Below are 16414 nucleotides of genomic sequence, written 5' to 3'. Positions count from 1 at the left end.
GCTGCTAGACAGCCGGTCCCGACGCCCCGGCGAGCGCACGGCCCGCCGGCCGCCGGCGCGGCAGCGCCGCCAGGCCCAGCGCGAGCAGCAGCAGGACCGTGCCGACCAGGAACGGCAGTGACATGGCGGGCTGGCCGAGCCACTCCCACGGCACGTGCCAGCGCGGGTGCGGCTCGCCCAGGTGGTGCGTCAGCATCAGCGGCGCGCCGAGCAGGATCGGCGCGGCCCAGAACACCATCGCGACGCCGTACAGGACCTTCGCCGGCCCCTGCACCAGCGACCGCCGTCCCTCGGTGCGGCGGCTGGCCCAGCCGAACAGCGTCCAGCCGCCGACCGCGCCCAGTGCGAAGGCGAGCAGACCGGCGGGTAGGCGGCGCCGGGGGTGGCGCGGCTGAGGGCGAGGCTCATCGAGCCGTCCGCGGTGAGCTCCACGGCGAGGATGTGGTCGCCGCGCTCGGCGTACACGGTGACGTCGGAGGGGATGGACGCCGGGTCGCAGCGCGGACTGCCGGGGGCGCAGCCGTACGCGTCGGACCGGACGGGCTCGCTCTGCTCCCAGCCGGCGGCGTCCAGGCGCTGCCGCAGGTCGGTGAGGCCGCCCGCCGGCGTCTGGTCGAACGACGCGGTCAGCTCGGCCAGCGCGTACTCGCCGCCGTCGCCGAGCAGCAGCTCGGACAGGAGGTCCTCGTTCAGCGGGTGGCCGTAGATGAGGAACACGGCGGGCGGGTCGTCCTGGTCGAGGTGGCTGACCTGCCGGTCCGGGTAGAGCTGGCCGACCACGGCGGCGAGGTCCCGGTGGTCGAGCGGGCGGGAGCCGAGCCACGCGAGCCAGGTGCCGAACGACGCGGCGAACAAGCCGCAGACCACCGCGAACACCGACGCCCAGGCCACCACGCCGCGGCTCGCCGGCCGTCCCAGCCGGGCACGCAGACCATGGCGTACGAGATTCGCCGCGACCCGGGTACGCCGGTGGGCCGCGCCGACGTCCCGTACCGTCTCCAGGATTTCGGCCCCGCGCGCGCGGCGGTAGTCACGGGGGTAGGCCAGCAGCAGCCAGCGGTGCATCGGTGTCTCCCTACGGGCCGCGACGGCGGGGGTCAGGCGGTGCGGGGCCGCAGGGCGCGCAGCCGGGCCTCGCCGGCGGCGGCGAGCTGCCGCAGCCGTTCGGTCTGGCGTGCCAGCTCGGTCCGGCCGTCGGCGCGCAGCCGGTAGTACCGGCGCAGCCTGCCGTCGACCACCTCTTCGTGGCTGAGTTCGACGAGGCCCTGCGCGACCAGCCGGTCCAGGGCGGCGTAGAGCGTGCCCGGCAGCAGGTTGACGCGACCGCCGGACAGGCCGGCGACCTCCTGGATGATCCCGTAGCCGTGGCGCGGCTCGTCGGCCAGCGCGGTCAGGATCAGGAAGGTCGCCTCGCGCATCTCAGTCACCGGGGCAACATATACAGCCGATCAATACATGGTCAACGGTCGCCGAGCAGTTGCCGCTCCACCATGAAGGCGCGCAGCCGCCCGGCGTCCTCGGCGGACATCAGCCACCGGGGGATCACCGTGGCGGGCATCCGTCCCACGTACACGATCCAGAAATCCGGGGTCTCGGTGACCCGCTCGACGCCGTCCCAGGCGATGCCGCCGGACTCCGAACCGCTGCGCATCATGATGTTGCGGTCGTCGATGTCGTAGCCACCCTCGACCGCGTAGCCGCCGGACCGGCGCCGTGCCCGCCACCGCACCCACGGCGCGTACAGCATCGACAGCACGCCGGCCACGATGAACGCGGTCCACAGCGACGCGAAGCGGTCACCCCGCTCCGACGCCTGTGAGACGATCCAGCCGATCACCCCGATCGCGGCGAGGACCGCGCCGATGTAGCCGAACCGGCGCAGCCGGGCGGCGGCGAGCGCGGCGGCCACGCGGGCCGGATAGGCGGGGTCGGCCGGTACGGCGAAACGGATCTGCACGCCCGAACGATAGTGCCCCGCCCGCCTGTACCGGACTGGACCCGCGCGGCCGGTCAGGTGCGGCGCAGCACCAGCGTCACGAACCCCAGCACGCCGCGGTATCCGCGTAGCCACTGGTCCCGGTGCTCCCGGGCGGCGGTGAGCGCCCCGGCGGCATCCGGGTGACCCGGGTTGTCCAGCGCCCACTCGGTCAGCGAACCGGTCCACGACCACTCGTAGTCGTCCCACTCGGCGGCGTCGCTGACGTGCGCGTACACCGGGGTCCAGCCGGCCTGCTCCGCGGACGCGACCAGACCGGCGAGGTCGCTGTGGTCCTCGGGCTTCGCGCCAAGCGCCGCCAGTGCCTCCGGCGTCGGCGGCACCTGCCAGAATCCCTCGCCCACCATCAGGATGCCGTCGGCGTTCACGTGCCGGCCGGCTAGTTCCAGCGTCCCGCCGAACCCGTCGAACGCGTGCGTCGACCCGACGCAGAGCACGAGGTCGTAGTCGCCGTCCGGCACGTACGACCGGGCGTCGCGCTCGTGCAGCGTGAGCCGGTCGGCGAGGCCCCGCACGGCGGCGGCGTCAGCAGCGCGCTCCAGCGCGTACGGGCTGAGGTCCACACCGTCGGCGTGCCCGTCCGGGTGGTGCGCGAGGGCCTGCAACGCCCAGGCGGCCTCACCGCAGCCCAGGTCGAGGATGCGGGCCGCCGGCCGGCGACCGGCCCGGCGCAGCAGCCGGTTGACGTTCACGCCGGAGACCGGGGCCGCGATCGGGTGGTGCGAGTGCGCGATGCTGCTCAGGCGTTGACGGTCCATCGCCGCAGTCAACACGAGCACGGCCGGATTGTCGTGCCGGGTCAGGTGCGGCAGACGATCGTCGCGTCGTCGGTGGCGACACCCTCGCGCGCCTCCGCCTGCCGGACCCGGTGGATGACCTCGGCCGGACCGTCGCTGTCCAGCAGGCGCAGCAGCCCCGGCCAGTCGGTCAGGCCGAACGTGTCCACGAGCCGGCTCGCGCCGTTGCTGAGCAGCGCCGCCGCTGTCACGTCGTCCGCCGGGCCGCTGCCGGTGACCGCCTCGTCCACGACCGTCGGGTCGTCCTTCGCGACCCAGAAGCCACCAGGGCTGTTGCGGCGGGATCGCAGTTCCATCATCAGCCGCCGGTACTCGTCGCCGCCCTTCGGCACGTCCTTCAGCCGCTCCTCGAAGGATCGCGCGATCACCACCTCACGCGGATCGTGGGCGACGAGCGGTTCACCGCCCGCCCGGCCGACGACAGCCACCGCGTCGCCGAGGACCAGGTGCTCGACGGTGCCGCCGGAGAACCGGAGCATCGCGACCGCCGCGAACGGGCTGATCGGATGCGCGACATCGCAGGTGTCGCGGTGCTGGTCGGTGACCCGCTCGATGCCCTCGGCCAGCACGTCGCGCAGGCTCCGCTCCTCGGCCAGCGCGCCCAGCAACGCACCGCCGAGCCGGGTCGCGTACCAGGCGATGCCGTGGTGACAGACCTCGTCCGCGCCGGCGATGCCACCCGCGCCGTCGACCAGGACCAGCCCGCACGGTACGGCGCCGGCGAAGTCCTCATTGGCCCGGCCGGGATGCCCCGCGTCGGTCGCCATCGCTACCCGCATCGGCTCATCATGCCCGGGCCGGCCGGAACGCGATGTCCCTCGCGGCTTGATCTGAAGCGTGGTTGAGGTTCTAGCGTCGTGCTCACCCGACCACCGCCGGAGGTAGATCACCATGACGATGCCGCACCTGTCCGACGCCGAACTCGCGGGCCAGCCGGCCGCCTACTGGACGGGCGTCGCATACGAATCGCTCATCGCCTTCACCCGGTCCCAGCACGCCGCGCACGGCTTCACCCAGCCCCAGTTCTGGCTCCTGCGCAACCTGTCCCCGAACGACCTCCTGCCCGGCGGCGGCGGACTGTCCGTTCCCGAGCTGCGGCACGCGATGCGCTCGTACCTGCGGGCCGAGGACGACCTGGACGCCGAGGCGGAGGTGCTGCGGGAACGCGGCTGGCTGACCCGCGGCGCGGACGGCCGGCTGCGGATCACCGAGGCGGGGGAGGCCGCCCGGCTCCGCCTCAAGCAGCACGCGCCGGGATCCGGGCCCGCATCCACGACGGCGTCGACGACGCCGACTACGTCACCACCCTCAAAGTGCTCCGGCGGATGATCCGGAACACCGGCGGCACCGTGTAGCGCAGGGACCCGCCTCAGGACGCCCGAAGCTGCCGGATCGCCAGGAGGGCTCCCTGATGGAGCAGCACGCCGGCACCGGTGTTCGCGACGGCGAGCACGGCCGCGCCGAGCAGCCCGGCGCCGACGTCCATCACGCCGGTCGCGACCAGCAGGACCGGCCAGCCCAGCGCCGCGGCGACGAGCGACGACCGCCACCAGCGCCCCAGGACAAGCCCGAACAGGATCAGCACCGGGATCATCGCGGGCGACCTCCCACCGTCGGTTCGTTCGAGCGTACGCCCGGGTCAGCCCCGCCGGTCGTCGCTGCTGCCGGAAACGGCCGTACGGGCGCGGCCGGGCCGCCAGGATGAGGTGATGCGCGCCAGTCAGAAGATCCGCCACCGGCACGCCGACGTCGACGGCCTGGAGGTGTTCTTCCGCGAGGCCGGACGCCCCGGCGACCCGGCGGTGCTGCTGCTGCACGGCTTCCCCAGCTCGTCGCACACGTTCCGCGAGGTCATGCCCACACTCGCCGAGGTCGCGTACGTGCTCGCGCCCGACCTGCCGGGCTTCGGCATGTCGTCGTCGCCCACCGTCGCCGAGTACGACTACACATTCGAGAACCTGTCGTGGACCGTCGAGCGCCTGCTCACCCTGCTCGGCGTGGACCGCTTCTTCGTCTACCTGCACGACTTCGGCGCGCCCGTCGGCTACCACCTGGCCCTGCGTGCCCCGGAACGGATCCGCGGCCTGATCGTGCAGAACGGCAACGCACACGCCGACGGGCTCGGCGCGCAGTGGGACACCGCGCGGGCGTACTGGGCCGACCCGGGCGACGCCACCCGCGCTGCGCTGCCGGACTGGCTGACCTTCGACGGCACCCGGGACCAGTACCTCGCCGGGCTGCCCGCGCACGTACGCCCGCTGCAGGCACCTGAGGCGTGGCACCTGGACTGGGAGCGGATGACCCGGCCCGGCAACGTCGAGGCGCAGTTCGCGCTGTTCACCGATTACGCCACCCACGTCGCCCGGTTCGGCGAGATCGCCGCCTACCACCGCGCCTGCCAGCCGCCGGCGCTCGTGCTGTGGGGCCGGCACGACGCGTACTTCGACGTGGACGAGGTGCTCGCGTACCACCGTGTGCTGGACCGGATGGACGCGCACCTCCTCGACGGCGGCCATCTGCTGCTGGAGACGCACGCGGCCGAGTGCTCCGCCCTGATGCGTGCGTTCGTCCGGGACCACTCGTGAGCCGGGAAGCCGCTGACCTGGGCCCGCGGCTGAAACACGAGCTGTACCACCGGCTGCGGCCGATGACCGGCCGCGACCCCGGCGAGAAGGGCCGCGCCACCACACCGCTGGAGCTGCTGTACGACCTGACGTACGTCGTCGCGTTCGGGGCCGCCGCCGACCAGCTCGCCCACGGCATCGGCGACGGGCACGTGGGAGCGGCGCTCGGCGCCTACGCGTTCGCGATCTTCGCGGTGACGTGGGCATGGATCAACTTCACCTGGTTCTCCTCGGCGTACGACAACGACGACGCGTTGTTCCGTGGCGCGACGCTCGTGCAGATGCTCGGCGTCGTCATCCTCATCTTCGGGCTGCCGGTGAGCTTCGACGCCACCGCCGAGGGCGGCAGCCCGAACAACCTGCTGCTGGTCGTCGGCTACATCGTCATGCGCGTACCCATCATCGGGCTGTGGCTGCGCGCCGCCCGCCAGGACCCCGCGCACCGCCGGACCACCGTCGCGTACGCGGTCACGATCGCCGTCGCGCAGGTCGGGTGGCTGCTGTCCGCGATCCTCCCGCTGCCGGTCGGCGTGGTCGTCGCCGCGCTCGTGCTGCTGGCCCTGGCCGAGATGGCCGCGCCGGTGGTGACGGAGCGGCGGCTCGGCAGCCCACCGTGGAACGCCGGTCACCTGGCCGAACGGTTCAGCCTCCTGACGCTGATCACGCTCGGGGAGGTGGTCGCCGCCACGACCGCCGCCGTCGGGGCGCTGATCCGGGAACAGGGGTGGAGCGTCGCCGCCGTCGTGATCATCGCGTCCGGGCTCGTGCTCGCCGCCACGCTCTGGTGGGCGTACTTCCTCGTGCCCTCCCGGCCCGTCCTGGAACGGTGGCCTGCTCGCGCGTTCGCGTGGCGCTACGCGCACCTGCCGATCTTCGGCGCCATCGCTGCGGTGGGCGCCGGACTGCGCGTCGCGACCAGCGCCGTCGAGGAGGAGAAACTCTCCGCGCTCCAGGTGGCGCTCTCGCTCGCGGTGCCGATGGCCGCGCTGCTCGTCATGATCTTCGTGACGTGGAGCGTGCTCCTGCACTCCTACGACCTGACGCACGTGCCGCTGCTGGTGGCGTCGCTCGTGCCGCTCGCGGCCGCCGTCGCCGTCCCGTCCGTGCTCGGCGCCACCGGGCCGGTCCATCCGGACGACCGGGCCAGCCTGACCGCGCTCGTCGCCGCCATCGCGCTGGTCGCCTTGTCGGGGATCGTCGAGGTGGCCGGGCACGAGACGGTCGGCTACCGGCACACGATGCGGGCGCTCGACCGGGGCTGACGTCACGACGTGCGCGGCGGCTTCGCCTTCTGCGGGTGGAACGTCTCGTGGCGGGCCAGCATGGCGACGAACTCGCCGATCTTGCGCGTGCGGGTCTCCGCGCGCTTGACGGCATTGAGCCGGTGGATGAGCGCGAACCTGTTGGCGCTGGTGAGCACGTCGAACATGGCCTGGGCGGCGGGCTCGGCCGCGATGGCGGCGAGCAGGTCGGCCGGCACCTCGGCCTCCGACGGCGGCGCGTAGGCCGCCGCCCATCGGCCGTCCGCCTTCGCGGCCTCCACCGCGGCCCGGCCCGCCGGCGTCATCCGCCCCTGTTCCTCCAGCCGGGCCACGTTGGCGACGTTGCGTTGCGACCAGGCGCTGCGGGCCCGGCGCGGGGTGAACCGGATCCAGGAGCTCTCGTGGTCGCGCTTGCGGGCCTGCCCGTCGATCCAGCCGAAGCACAACGCCTCGTCGACCGCCTGCTGCCAGGTCAGCGTGGTGAGCGTGCCGCCCTTGCGGGTCAGGGCGAGCCAGACGCCGGGCGACGTGTCGTGGTGGGCGGACAACCACGAGCGCAGCCCTTCCGCGTCGGGCACGATCAGCTCGTCCAGCTCGGCGGTTCCCATGAACCGCAGGCTATGCCGGGGGTACGACATCGGCGCTGCCCGCCGCTCGTGCAACTTCCGGGCCGTCAGCAGCTCGTCCAGGTGCGCCTCGCTCCACGACCGGACGGCCGCGACCAGCGTCAGCAGGCTGCGGCCCAGCGGCGTCAGCGCGTACTCCACGCGCGGCGGGTTCTCGTCGTAGGCGGTCCGCGTGACCAGCCCGTCGCGTTCCATCGCCCGCAGCGTCTCGGCCAGCACCTTCGGCGTGACCGTGCGCAGCGGCACCCGCAACTCGGTGAACCGGCGCGGCCCGTGCTCCAGGCACAGCACCACCATCGCGGTCCACTTGTCGCCGATCCGCATCGGCATCACCCGCGACGGGCACGCGGGATCGAACATGTCCGGATCGAGCGGCGTCACCGCCCGAGCGTAACGCCGGTACCGTTGCGGTAACCGGCATCCGGCGCTCTAGCGTCGCGCCATGACCAGCATCGTCGTCTTCGGCGCGGGCGGGCGGGCCGGCCGCGCGATCACCGCCGAGGCCCACCGCCGCGGCCACCGCGTCACCGCCGTCGTCCGCGACCCCGCCCGCCATCCCGACCTCACCTCCGCGGTACGCGGCGACGTCACCGACCCGGAGACGGTCACCTCCATCGGGTACGGGCACGACGCCGTCGTCCACGCGGTCAGCCCGGCGTCCGGTCCGGAGGCACTCGCCGCCGCCGGCCTCGATCCGGAGTTCTTCGTCCGGGCGGCCGACGCGCTGCTGCACGGCCTGGCCCGCGCAGCCGTGCCCCGGCTCGTGGCGATCGGCCTGTTCGCCACGCTCACCGACGCGCGTGGCCGGCCCCTCTACGACGACCCGGCCGTTCTGCCCGCCGAGTTGCGGCCGTTCGCGCTCAGCCACGCCGCCGGCCTGGACCGGCTCCGCGCGGCGGACACCCCTGTCGACTGGCTCGTGCTCACCCCGCCCGCCGCGCTGGACGTGGGCGGCCCCCGCACCGGCCGGTACCGCCTCGGCGGCGAGCAGGCCCCGGCGTCGGCGTACCTGTCGTACGCCGATCTGGCGGTGGCGGTGGTCGACGAGATCGAGTCACCGCACCACCACCGCACCCGGGTCTCGGTCTTCGCCGAGGCCCCGGCCTAGCCGGCCGCCGCGTTGTGCCGTGCGACCAGGGCCGGCAGCTCGTCCAGCGAGTCGATACGGAACAGGCACCGGTCGGCCACGTCCGGCATGTCGAGGATGTGCCCCCACGGGCCGCGCCGGATCAGGCACGCCGACATGCCGGCGGCCATCGCGGGCGCGGCGTCGTTGTCCGGCCGGTCACCGACGTACAGGATCGCGGACGCGTCGCCGCCGCCCTCGCGGACGACCCGGTCGAAGAACTCCGGCGCCGGTTTCGCCACGCCCCAGGCCGCCGACGTGCCGATGACGTCCACCGGCAGGTCCAGCGCCCGCAGCGTCGCCTCGGCGTGCTCCGGCTGGTTGCCGGCCAGACCGACGCGCAGGCCCTGCTCCCGCAGGGCGGCCAGGCAGGCCCGCGCGTCCGGGTAGAGGTCGTCGGCGCCGAACGACTCCGGGTCACCGGCGGCGACCCGGCGCGTCAGTTCGGCGGTGAGGTCGAAGTCCGGCCGGAACGCCCGGAACACCTCCTGGTAGTCCAGGCCCCGGGCGATCACCGCGCCGAAGACGGCGGAGAACGTGTGCCGGGGAACGCCCAGCCAGTCCGCCCAGGTCGCGAACTCGCGCGTCTCGTCGAGGATCGTCCCGCCCACGTCGAAGAAGACCGCACGGATCATCAGCGGATCGTACTGTCGTTGATCAGCCAGTGGGGGGGCGCCCGGGTGGCGCAGACTGCCCGCATGAATCCCGCCTTCCTCCCCGAACCGCCGCAGAGCCCGGCGGCGAAAGCCGCGTACGAGGACGACCTCGCCGCCGACGGCTACGTGAACAACCTCACCCGCGTCTGGTGCTGGCGACCCGACGTGCTGATGTCCTTCCAGAACACGCGCACCGAACTGCTGTCCGAGTCCACGTTGTCCTCGCGGGAGGTGGCCGTCCTGGTCGCCGCCACCGCCGCCGCGCGCGGCGACTCGTACTGCTCGCTGGCCTGGGGCGCCCGGCTGGCCGGGATGAGCGACGAGGCGACCGCCGCCGGGGTCCTGCGCGGCGACGAGGCGGACCTGTCCGAGCGGGAGACGGCGCTGGCCGACTGGGCCCGCCGGGTCGTGACGGACCCGAACGCCACCACCGAGGCGGACGCGCAACGCCTGCGCGACGCCGGCCTGAGCGACCGGGAGATCTTCGAGGCGACCACGCTGATCGCGTTCCGGCTGGCCTTCTCCACGGTGAACGACGCGCTCGGCGCGCGGCCGGACGCGCAACTGGCGGAGAAGGCCCCGAAGCTGGTCCGGGAGGCGGTGACGTTCGGCCGCCCGGTCTGAGCGAGCGGGTCCCGGACACAGGCCGCGCCTCGACCTGGCGCCCACGGGGCAGCGGTCCGGCACGCGAGCGGAGATCATCATCTGGTGACCGACACCGCCGCGTACACCTTGGCCGTTCCGCCGTTGTTCGCCGCCCTGGCCCCGGCACGTGACGTCCTGATCGCGGGTGCCGGTGGCGGCTTCGACGTGTACGCCGGCCTGCCGCTGGCGCTGGCGCTGTGGCAGGCCGGCAAGCGGGTGCACCTGGCCAGCCTCTCCTTCTCGGAGCTGGAACTGCTCGACCGGCAGGTGTGGGTGGACGAGCACGTGGCGGCGATCCGGCCGGACACCCTCAGCCCGGACTGGTACTTCCCGGAGGCGCACCTGGCCCGCTGGCTGGCGGGCCGGGACCTGCCGTCGACCGTGTACGCCTTCCCGCCGCTGGGCGTGCAGCCGCTTCGTGAGGCGTACCGGCACTTGGTCGACCGGCTCGACCTCGACGCGATCGTGCTCGTCGACGGCGGCACCGACATCCTGTTGCGCGGTGACGAGAGCGGCCTGGGCACCCCGGTGGAGGACATCACCAGCCTGGCCGCCGTGGCCGGGCTGGACGTGCCGATCCGGCTGGTGAGCAGCCTCGGGTTCGGCATCGACGCGCACGACGGCGTCAACCACGTCGAGGTGCTGGAGAACCTGGCCGCGCTCGACCGGGAGGGCGGCTACCTCGGCGCGCTGTCCATTCCGGGCTCCAGCCGTGAGGCGGTGCTCTACCGCGAGGCGGTCGCGCAGGCCCAGGCCGCCACCCCGCACCGGCCGAGCATCGTCCAGGGGCAGATCGCCGCCGCCACCGGCGGCGCGTGCGGAGACGTACGGTTCAGCCGGCGTACCGGCCACGGCGACCTGTTCGTCAACCCCCTCATGGCGATCTACTTCTCCGTCGACCTGCCCCGGCTCGCCGCCCGCTGCCTCTACCTCGACCGGATCGAGAACACGATCGGGCGGCGTCAGGTCATCACCCGCATCGAGGCGTTCCGCGACGAGCTGCGGGCCACCCGGATCCCGCGGGCATTTCCGCACTGACGGCCACCGCATGTCGTACCCGTGTGGGAGGGTCCCGGGCATGACGACGTTCGTGCTCATCCACGGTGGCGGGGGCAGCGCGTGGGACTGGCATCTGCTGGTTCCCGAGCTGGCCGCCCGGGGTCACGACGCGGTGGTGCCGGAGCTGCCGATCGGCGACCGGTCGGCGGGGTTCGCCGACTTCCGCCAGGCGGTGGTCGACGCCGTCGGCGATCGCGACGACCTCGTGGTGGTCGGGCACTCGTACGGCGCGTTCACCGCACCGCTGGTCGCCGACCGGCTGCCGGTGCGGCAGCTGGTCCTGCTCACCCCGATGATTCCGCGGCCCGGTGAGAAGCCGGGGGACTGGTGGGGCAACACCGGCTACCGCGAGCCGGAAGGGCTCAGCGAGGAGCAGCAGTTCTACAACGGCGTGCCGCCCGAGATCGTCGCCGAGGCGCCCGCGCACGGCCGGCAGCAGGTCAGCGCTGAGTGGGACGAGCCGTGGCCCTTGGCCAGTTGGCCGGCCGTGCCGACGGCGGTGCTGATCGGCCGCGACGACCGGTTCTTCCCCGCCGACTTCCAACGCCGGGTGGCCGCCGACCGGCTCGGCGTGGTGCCGGACGAGATCGACGGCGGCCACGCGATGGCGCTCAGTCGTCCGGGCCCGCTCGCCGACCGGCTGACCGCCTACCTGGTGACGTCCGCCGGGCCAGGTGGACCGTGACGTCGGCGGTGACCTCGACCGTGCCGGGCAGGACGTCCCCGACGCGGCGGAACACCTGCTCGCGTACGTGCGGCGGCAGTTCGAGATAGGCCGAGACGGTCGACAGCAGACCGACGTAGTCGTCGGCACTCGTCGTGATCCGCCGTTCGATGACCTCCTGCCGCACGTCGGTGAACCACTCGGAGGCGCGCAGCTCGGTGCCGGGCCACTGCATGCCGGCCTCCGGTGACGTTCCGTCCGGCGACGGGATCTCGTCGTCGGTGAGGAACTCGGCCCGGGCGGCGGCGACCGCGTCGCGCAGCGCCGGGTCGGCCAGTCGCAGCGGCCCGCCGAACGAGGCGAACACGCCACCGGGCGTCAGCAGCGCGGCCATCCGCTCCCACCGTCGGTCCGGGTCGGTCCAGTGCAGCGCCGCCGCCGCGTACACCAGGTCGTGGCGCTCGTCGGCGGGCAACTCCTCGAACGCGGCCTGTCGGACCCGTACCTCGGCCGGGACGTGCCGGCGCAGTTCGGCGAGCATCGCGGGGTCCGGGTCGGTGGCGGTGACCGCGATGCCGCGCCGGGCGAACAGCCGGGTCGCCTTGCCGGTCCCGGCGCCGATCTCCAGGGCGGTCCGGATCGGGCGGCCCGCGTACGCCAGCACCAGGTCGGCCAGTTCCTCGGGATAGCCGGGCCGGAAACGCTCGTACGCCTGCGCGGCCGCTCCGAAGCTCAACGCACGACCTGGCATGCCGACCATCCTCCCACTGTCGCCCGTTCGTTCGCGGCTATCGTGCGCGGCGTGAGCGATCCCAGCTGGCTGGACGACACCCGCACCTCCTACGACACGGTGGCGTCCAGTTACGCCGACCTGCTGCGTGATGCCCTGGCGAACGAGCCGTTCCAGCGCGGCATCCTCGCGCTCTTCGCCGAGCTGGTCCGGGCGCGGGGGAGCGGCCCGGTCGCAGACGTCGGCTGCGGACCGGGCCGGATCACCCGGCACCTGCACGATCTGGGCTTGAGCGCGTTCGGCATCGACCTGTCACCGGCGATGATCGACCTGGCGCGGCGCGACCACCCGGGCGTCCGCTTCGAGGTGGGCTCGATGACCCGTCTGGACCTCACCGACGAGTGCCTGACCGGGTTGCTCGCCTGGTTCTCCCTGATCCACGTCCCGGACGACGAGGTGCCCGCCGTCCTCGCCGGATTCCACCGGGTGCTGCGGCCCGGCGGCGCCGTGCTGCTCGGATTCCACGCCGGTGACGGCAGCCGGCTCAAGACACAGGGGTATGGCGGGCACCCGATGCGCGTCTACGTGCACCGCCGTCCACCGGGGCGGGTCGCGGCCTGGCTGATCGACGCCGGTTTCACCGTCGAGGCCGAGATGACGCATCGTCCCGCGCCGGACGTCGAGGGCGGATTCGTCTTCGCCCACCGGTGACGGCGGCTACGCGTCCGGGTCCCACGCCGCGATCCGGTCGAGCACCTGCCGGTCGCCCTCGATGGTGAGCGCGTCCAGCGGTATCCGGCCGTAGAAGGCCAGGACCAGGTCACCGGCGGTGGACCGGGCGGCGGTGTCGGCCGGGTCCGCATCGGCTCCGGCGGGCAGGTTGGTGACCCGTACGCCGTCGGGGGAGAGCCGCACGCGCCACCATCCGCCCTCGGTGAGGTTGTAGTCGAGGACGGCCGGCTCGTACGGCCACGGCACCGTGGTCGCGCAGCAGGTGAACAGGAAGTCCGCCACGCCGTCGAGGGCCACCTCGACCGGCAGCGGCTGCGGCGCGCCCACGGTGAGCTGGGCGTCGTAGGTGTGCACCGCGATCTCCTGGAGCTGGTGTCGGGCGACGGCGCCGCAGTTCTGCGGCGACTGCGACGTGTCCCACCACGTCCAGCAGCCACGATCGGGTCCGGCGTCGCGCAGCGCGGCCAGCAGCTGCTCGGTGGACTCGGCGAGCCAGTCCCGCAGCGCCGTACGCTCCCGGGGCGCGCCCGGGCCTCCGGGTGCGGCCCGCCCGGACGCCTCGGGACCGGCGGCGACGGTGGCCGCCCACGAGCGGCGCCCCTGGCCGATGTGCCGGGCCAGGTCGAACAGCGTCCACTCGGGGCAGGTCGGCACCGGCGCGTCGAGGTCCGGCGCGGCGGCGACCGCTTCCCGGAAGGCGGCCGACCGGTCGTCGATCAGCCGCAGCCGATCGGAAAACGTCAGGGGTTCGATCACGCCGAATGTGTACCACCGTGTCCGGAAGCCCGACAGCGAGTTTCGGCACGCACGTGCGCGGCGACGGCGTCGGCCACCTGCTCGGGCGGGGCGGAGGCGTCGATCAGACGGGCGTCGGTCACCGACGCGAACGTGGCCAGGGCCCGGTCGACGTGGTCGTGCCGCCAGCCGCGTGCGCCGGTCTCGAGCTGGTCGGCGTCGATGCGCGCACGCAACCGGTCCTCGGGGAGCGTGAGCACCACCTCGCGGACGTCGGCGCCGGCGGTGCGGATGCCGCCGAGGATCTCCGCGCGGTACGCCGGGTCGAGCAGGCTCATCGGCACGATCCAGATGCCCGGGTGGTGCCGGTCCAGCCCGGTGACCGTCTGCACGACGAGGTGACGCCACAGTGGCAGGTCCTGGAAGTCGCCGGTCGGCGGGGTGACGAACGCGGTGAGCATCGAGCCGAGGAACTCCGGGTCGAACAGCCGCGCGCCCGGCAGCGCGTCCGTGAGCAGCCGTGCCGTGGTCGTCTTGCCGACGCCGAACGCGCCGTTGAGCCAGACAATCATGACGGTGATCGTGCCAGTGGGCGGCTAGCCTGGCGCGGTGGGATTCGACGTCGGCGCGGACGCGTACGGCCGGTCCATGGGCCGATTCGCCGAGGCGCTGGCGGTGCGCTTCGCCGACGCCGCGGGTGTCACGCCGGGGCAGCGGGCGCTTGATGTCGGCTGCGGCACCGGAGCGTTGACCGCGGAGCTGGTGGCACGGCTGGGGCCCGAGGCGGTGTCGGCCGTCGACCCGTCGGCGCCGTTCGTCGAGGCGGCCCGGGTGCGTTTGCCGGGGGCCGATGTCCGGCGGGCGTCGGCCGAGCTGCTGCCGTTCCCCGACGGCGGCTTCGATGTCACCCTCGCTCAGCTCGTCGTGCACTTCATGACGGACCCGGTAGCCGGGCTGCGGGAGATGGGCCGGGTGACCCGACCCGGGGGTGTGGTGGCGGCCTGCGTGTGGGACCACGCCGGTGGGCGTGGGCCGCTGACCGTGTTCTGGCAGGCGGTCCGGTCGCTCGACTCGGATGCGCACGACGAGTCAGGGCTCGCCGGGGCGCGGGAAGAGCACCTCGCCGAGCTGTTCACCGCCGCCGGGCTGCGGGACGTGCGGTCCTCCGTGCTCACCGTCCGGACACGTTTCGCGAGCTTCGACCAGTGGTGGGAGCCGTACACGCTCGGTGTGGGCCCGGCCGGGGACCACGTCCAGCGGCTCGACGCGGCGGGCCGCGTGGCGTTGCGCGACAGGTGCGCGTCACTTCTCGGCGAACGGTGGCCGGTGGAGGTCCCGGCGTCGGCCTGGACGGCGATCGGGCGGACGCGCTAGGCGGTCAGTCGGCGAAGTCGACACCCGCGAGCGGCACACCCCGGTACGCGGCGAGGCGCTCGGCCTCCGCGACCACCGCCTCCCGGGTGCTGCCGGTGAGCCTGCGCCACGGCTGGACCGCGACGGTGAACGACCGGCCGGACTTGCGGGGCCGCCAGGCACCGGCCAGCTCCCCGTCGGCGAGCACCGCTCCGGGACGGCCCAGCACCGGCCACAGCTCCTTGGCGCGGGCCGCGTCGGGCACCAGCGTCGACCGGTCCTTCGCCTGGAGGAACAGGTCGAACGGGCCGAGCAGGCGGGTCGTCGTGGCGTCCGCCGACGCCAGCGCCGCCTCGTCGTCGGCGAGCAGCCAGCGCGTCTCACCGTCGACGCTCACCTCGACCGCGTCGTGCGGCCAGCGGCCCTTGACCTCCTTGACCGGGGCGTCGAGGTAGTCGGCGACGTGCTTGGGCGTGGCCGGGCCGAGCAGCCGAAGGTAGGCGCGGATGAGCTCGAACCGGTCGCCGGCCGCGGCGGCCGGACGGAAGGCGCGGATGCGTTCCAGGACCGGCGGTGACGTGTCGAGCCGCAGCTCCAGCCCGGCGCGTACGGCGGCGAGCCGGAACGGCATCTCGTAGAGGTGGGTCGCGTCGCACGGCCGGCAGTGCCGCAGGTAGGGCTCGGGCATCATCTCCGCGAGGCGGCCGGAGACCTCGCCCTTGACGGTCGGCTTGCGGACGATCTCCCGCATTCGCGCGGCCACCTCGTCGAGCGCGTCGAGGATGCCGATGCCGGCGGCCTTCAACGGCTTCGCCGCGTCGTAGATGCGCTTGCCCGCGTCGGCGTCGGAGAACGGCTCGACCGCAGCGGCCACCGCGCCCACGTCGGGGCGGCGGTAGAGGTGCGGGGCGCCGCGTACGGTCCAGAGCAGGACCAGGTCGTCGCCGTTCAGCGGGGTCACGTCGACCCCGCGCGTGGCGAGCGCCCAGCGGCCGCCGTCGGGGCCGGTGTCCTGCACGCCGATGTCGAGCACGGCGGTGTCGGCGAGCGAGCCGTGCGCCCGGTCGAGCTGCTGGGCGCGCACGCGGAAGGCCATCACCTGACGCCTGTCGACCATCGTCACAGCGTAGGCGGCGGCACCGACACTTCCGGGACAGCGCGGCCCGGCGCGGCGGGTGCGCTCAGCGCACGGCGGGCGGCACCGGGTCGGTCCGCCGGTCGGGGCCGGAGCGCTTGAGCAGGAAGATCCCGCCGCCGATGAACACGAGGCTGAGCACGATCCCGACCAGGTTTCCGTCGGCGAGCGTGGCGAAGATGCCGAGCAGGCCGAAGATGACGGCGACGCCGCCGACCAGGCGCATGAGGTAACGACCGACTGACTTGCCCCGTGAATCCACCATGGACGCCCG

General features: G+C 73.7%; 23 protein-coding genes and 1 pseudogene. 9 read left to right on the top strand and 15 right to left on the bottom strand.

The window, feature by feature from the left end; all coding sequences use genetic code 11:
- Positions 1 to 4: 4 nt before the first annotated feature.
- Genes O7604_RS26145 through O7604_RS26120 form a run of 6 tightly spaced genes read right to left on the bottom strand, consistent with a single transcriptional unit; the run spans position 5 to position 3572 of the window.
- A complete protein-coding gene (locus tag O7604_RS26145; RefSeq protein ID WP_281578094.1) occupies positions 5 to 238 on the bottom strand; it encodes a hypothetical protein in 234 nt (77 codons plus the stop codon).
- Positions 196 to 1065 (bottom strand): hypothetical protein, encoded by an 870-nt coding sequence (locus tag O7604_RS26140; protein ID WP_281578093.1) that lies wholly within the window; start codon positions 1063 to 1065, stop codon positions 196 to 198. The genes O7604_RS26145 and O7604_RS26140 overlap by 43 nt, the downstream gene beginning before the upstream one ends.
- Before the next feature lie 32 nt (positions 1066 to 1097).
- Positions 1098 to 1418, bottom strand: coding sequence for a PadR family transcriptional regulator (locus tag O7604_RS26135; RefSeq protein WP_269707106.1), 321 nt, complete (start codon positions 1416 to 1418; stop codon positions 1098 to 1100).
- Between the two features lie 41 nt (positions 1419 to 1459).
- Positions 1460 to 1957 (bottom strand): YcxB family protein, encoded by a 498-nt coding sequence (locus O7604_RS26130; protein ID WP_269706647.1) that lies wholly within the window; start codon positions 1955 to 1957, stop codon positions 1460 to 1462.
- A 53-nt stretch (positions 1958 to 2010) separates the two neighbouring features.
- On the bottom strand, positions 2011 to 2754 hold the full coding sequence (locus O7604_RS26125) for a class I SAM-dependent methyltransferase (RefSeq protein ID WP_269706646.1): 744 nt from the start codon (positions 2752 to 2754) through the stop codon (positions 2011 to 2013).
- Positions 2755 to 2795: 41 nt separating this feature from the next.
- The gene (locus O7604_RS26120) at positions 2796 to 3572 is read right to left on the bottom strand and encodes a hypothetical protein (protein WP_269706645.1); all 777 of its coding nucleotides are present in this window, start codon (positions 3570 to 3572) and stop codon (positions 2796 to 2798) included.
- A gap of 112 nt (positions 3573 to 3684) precedes the next feature.
- Between O7604_RS26120 and O7604_RS26115 the strand changes: the two genes are divergently transcribed.
- Positions 3685 to 4122, top strand: coding sequence for a MarR family transcriptional regulator (locus O7604_RS26115; protein WP_281578092.1), 438 nt, complete (start codon positions 3685 to 3687; stop codon positions 4120 to 4122).
- Between the two features lie 40 nt (positions 4123 to 4162).
- Here the strand turns inward: O7604_RS26115 and O7604_RS26110 are convergent, their stop codons facing one another.
- Entirely contained in the window at positions 4163 to 4387 is a 225-nt protein-coding gene (locus O7604_RS26110; protein ID WP_281578091.1) for a hypothetical protein, read from the bottom strand.
- Positions 4388 to 4502: 115 nt separating this feature from the next.
- Between O7604_RS26110 and O7604_RS26105 the strand changes: the two genes are divergently transcribed.
- The gene (locus tag O7604_RS26105; protein ID WP_281578090.1) at positions 4503 to 5378 is read left to right on the top strand and encodes an alpha/beta hydrolase; all 876 of its coding nucleotides are present in this window, start codon (positions 4503 to 4505) and stop codon (positions 5376 to 5378) included.
- Positions 5375 to 6679 carry a low temperature requirement protein A gene (locus tag O7604_RS26100; RefSeq protein WP_281578089.1) on the top strand — a complete coding sequence of 435 codons (1305 nt, stop codon included), beginning with the start codon at positions 5375 to 5377 and terminating at the stop codon, positions 6677 to 6679. The genes O7604_RS26105 and O7604_RS26100 overlap by 4 nt, the downstream gene beginning before the upstream one ends.
- A gap of 2 nt (positions 6680 to 6681) precedes the next feature.
- Here the strand turns inward: O7604_RS26100 and O7604_RS26095 are convergent, their stop codons facing one another.
- Together O7604_RS26095 and O7604_RS26090 are read right to left on the bottom strand one after the other, a co-directional pair.
- Positions 6682 to 7287, bottom strand: a complete 606-nt coding sequence (locus O7604_RS26095; protein ID WP_269706639.1) for a YdeI/OmpD-associated family protein — start codon at positions 7285 to 7287, stop codon at positions 6682 to 6684.
- A gap of 84 nt (positions 7288 to 7371) precedes the next feature.
- Positions 7372 to 7629, bottom strand: a pseudogene (locus tag O7604_RS26090) (helix-turn-helix domain-containing protein); the annotation flags it as partial.
- Between the two features lie 118 nt (positions 7630 to 7747).
- On the opposite strand from O7604_RS26090, the gene O7604_RS26085 reads away from it, so the two are divergent.
- A complete protein-coding gene (locus O7604_RS26085) occupies positions 7748 to 8413 on the top strand; it encodes an NAD(P)H-binding protein (protein ID WP_281578088.1) in 666 nt (221 codons plus the stop codon).
- Here O7604_RS26085 and O7604_RS26080 read toward each other — a convergent pair.
- Positions 8410 to 9066, bottom strand: coding sequence for an HAD family hydrolase (locus O7604_RS26080; protein WP_281578087.1), 657 nt, complete (start codon positions 9064 to 9066; stop codon positions 8410 to 8412). The two genes, O7604_RS26085 and O7604_RS26080, sit on opposite strands and share 4 nt — an antisense overlap.
- Before the next feature lie 63 nt (positions 9067 to 9129).
- On the opposite strand from O7604_RS26080, the gene O7604_RS26075 reads away from it, so the two are divergent.
- The 3 genes from O7604_RS26075 to O7604_RS26065 all read left to right on the top strand — a co-directional run bounded on the left by O7604_RS26075 (position 9130) and on the right by O7604_RS26065 (position 11476).
- Positions 9130 to 9711 carry a hypothetical protein gene (locus O7604_RS26075; protein WP_281578086.1) on the top strand — a complete coding sequence of 194 codons (582 nt, stop codon included), beginning with the start codon at positions 9130 to 9132 and terminating at the stop codon, positions 9709 to 9711.
- A gap of 84 nt (positions 9712 to 9795) precedes the next feature.
- On the top strand, positions 9796 to 10770 hold the full coding sequence (locus O7604_RS26070) for a DUF1152 domain-containing protein (RefSeq protein WP_281578085.1): 975 nt from the start codon (positions 9796 to 9798) through the stop codon (positions 10768 to 10770).
- Positions 10771 to 10810: 40 nt separating this feature from the next.
- Positions 10811 to 11476, top strand: a complete 666-nt coding sequence (locus tag O7604_RS26065; protein ID WP_281578084.1) for an alpha/beta hydrolase — start codon at positions 10811 to 10813, stop codon at positions 11474 to 11476.
- Here O7604_RS26065 and O7604_RS26060 read toward each other — a convergent pair.
- The gene (locus tag O7604_RS26060) at positions 11403 to 12206 is read right to left on the bottom strand and encodes a class I SAM-dependent methyltransferase (RefSeq protein ID WP_281578083.1); all 804 of its coding nucleotides are present in this window, start codon (positions 12204 to 12206) and stop codon (positions 11403 to 11405) included. The genes O7604_RS26065 and O7604_RS26060 overlap by 74 nt on opposite strands.
- Before the next feature lie 51 nt (positions 12207 to 12257).
- Here O7604_RS26060 and O7604_RS26055 point away from each other — a divergent pair, with 51 nt between their 5' ends.
- Complete coding sequence (locus O7604_RS26055) at positions 12258 to 12896, top strand: class I SAM-dependent methyltransferase (protein WP_281578082.1); 639 nt, start codon at positions 12258 to 12260, stop codon at positions 12894 to 12896.
- A 6-nt stretch (positions 12897 to 12902) separates the two neighbouring features.
- Here the strand turns inward: O7604_RS26055 and O7604_RS26050 are convergent, their stop codons facing one another.
- Entirely contained in the window at positions 12903 to 13673 is a 771-nt protein-coding gene (locus tag O7604_RS26050; RefSeq protein WP_281578081.1) for a maleylpyruvate isomerase N-terminal domain-containing protein, read from the bottom strand.
- Positions 13670 to 14224 carry an AAA family ATPase gene (locus tag O7604_RS26045; protein WP_281578080.1) on the bottom strand — a complete coding sequence of 185 codons (555 nt, stop codon included), beginning with the start codon at positions 14222 to 14224 and terminating at the stop codon, positions 13670 to 13672. Before O7604_RS26045 ends, O7604_RS26050 begins: the two co-directional genes overlap by 4 nt.
- 37 nt (positions 14225 to 14261) lie before the next feature.
- Between O7604_RS26045 and O7604_RS26040 the strand changes: the two genes are divergently transcribed.
- Complete coding sequence (locus O7604_RS26040) at positions 14262 to 15026, top strand: methyltransferase domain-containing protein (protein ID WP_281578079.1); 765 nt, start codon at positions 14262 to 14264, stop codon at positions 15024 to 15026.
- Between the two features lie 4 nt (positions 15027 to 15030).
- Here O7604_RS26040 and O7604_RS26035 read toward each other — a convergent pair whose 3' ends face one another.
- The gene (locus tag O7604_RS26035; protein ID WP_281578078.1) at positions 15031 to 16122 is read right to left on the bottom strand and encodes a winged helix DNA-binding domain-containing protein; all 1092 of its coding nucleotides are present in this window, start codon (positions 16120 to 16122) and stop codon (positions 15031 to 15033) included.
- 64 nt (positions 16123 to 16186) lie between these two features.
- A complete protein-coding gene (locus O7604_RS26030; RefSeq protein ID WP_269706625.1) occupies positions 16187 to 16405 on the bottom strand; it encodes a hypothetical protein in 219 nt (72 codons plus the stop codon).
- Positions 16406 to 16414 lie beyond the last annotated feature (9 nt).

The organism is Micromonospora sp. WMMA1947 (genome assembly GCF_027497355.1).
Lineage (GTDB): Bacteria > Actinomycetota > Actinomycetes > Mycobacteriales > Micromonosporaceae > Micromonospora.
This window is presented reverse-complemented; position numbering and strand designations above follow the sequence as displayed.

What these genes read in the sequence shown, in the direction of transcription:
- O7604_RS26145 (WP_281578094.1), bottom strand. Translation starts at nt 238, where the DNA reads ATGGTGTTCTGGGCCGCGCCGATCCTGCTCGGCGCGCCGCTGATGCTG.
- O7604_RS26140 (WP_281578093.1), bottom strand. Translation starts at nt 1,065, where the DNA reads ATGCACCGCTGGCTGCTGCTGGCCTACCCCCGTGACTACCGCCGCGCG.
- O7604_RS26135 (WP_269707106.1), bottom strand. Translation starts at nt 1,418, where the DNA reads ATGCGCGAGGCGACCTTCCTGATCCTGACCGCGCTGGCCGACGAGCCG.
- O7604_RS26125 (WP_269706646.1), bottom strand. Translation starts at nt 2,754, where the DNA reads ATGGACCGTCAACGCCTGAGCAGCATCGCGCACTCGCACCACCCGATC.
- O7604_RS26120 (WP_269706645.1), bottom strand. Translation starts at nt 3,572, where the DNA reads ATGCGGGTAGCGATGGCGACCGACGCGGGGCATCCCGGCCGGGCCAAT.
- O7604_RS26115 (WP_281578092.1), top strand. Translation starts at nt 3,685, where the DNA reads ATGACGATGCCGCACCTGTCCGACGCCGAACTCGCGGGCCAGCCGGCC.
- O7604_RS26110 (WP_281578091.1), bottom strand. Translation starts at nt 4,387, where the DNA reads ATGATCCCGGTGCTGATCCTGTTCGGGCTTGTCCTGGGGCGCTGGTGG.
- O7604_RS26105 (WP_281578090.1), top strand. Translation starts at nt 4,503, where the DNA reads ATGCGCGCCAGTCAGAAGATCCGCCACCGGCACGCCGACGTCGACGGC.
- O7604_RS26095 (WP_269706639.1), bottom strand. Translation starts at nt 7,287, where the DNA reads ATGGGAACCGCCGAGCTGGACGAGCTGATCGTGCCCGACGCGGAAGGG.
- O7604_RS26085 (WP_281578088.1), top strand. Translation starts at nt 7,748, where the DNA reads ATGACCAGCATCGTCGTCTTCGGCGCGGGCGGGCGGGCCGGCCGCGCG.
- O7604_RS26080 (WP_281578087.1), bottom strand. Translation starts at nt 9,066, where the DNA reads ATGATCCGTGCGGTCTTCTTCGACGTGGGCGGGACGATCCTCGACGAG.
- O7604_RS26075 (WP_281578086.1), top strand. Translation starts at nt 9,130, where the DNA reads ATGAATCCCGCCTTCCTCCCCGAACCGCCGCAGAGCCCGGCGGCGAAA.
- O7604_RS26065 (WP_281578084.1), top strand. Translation starts at nt 10,811, where the DNA reads ATGACGACGTTCGTGCTCATCCACGGTGGCGGGGGCAGCGCGTGGGAC.
- O7604_RS26060 (WP_281578083.1), bottom strand. Translation starts at nt 12,206, where the DNA reads ATGCCAGGTCGTGCGTTGAGCTTCGGAGCGGCCGCGCAGGCGTACGAG.
- O7604_RS26045 (WP_281578080.1), bottom strand. Translation starts at nt 14,224, where the DNA reads ATGATTGTCTGGCTCAACGGCGCGTTCGGCGTCGGCAAGACGACCACG.
- O7604_RS26035 (WP_281578078.1), bottom strand. Translation starts at nt 16,122, where the DNA reads ATGGTCGACAGGCGTCAGGTGATGGCCTTCCGCGTGCGCGCCCAGCAG.
- O7604_RS26030 (WP_269706625.1), bottom strand. Translation starts at nt 16,405, where the DNA reads ATGGTGGATTCACGGGGCAAGTCAGTCGGTCGTTACCTCATGCGCCTG.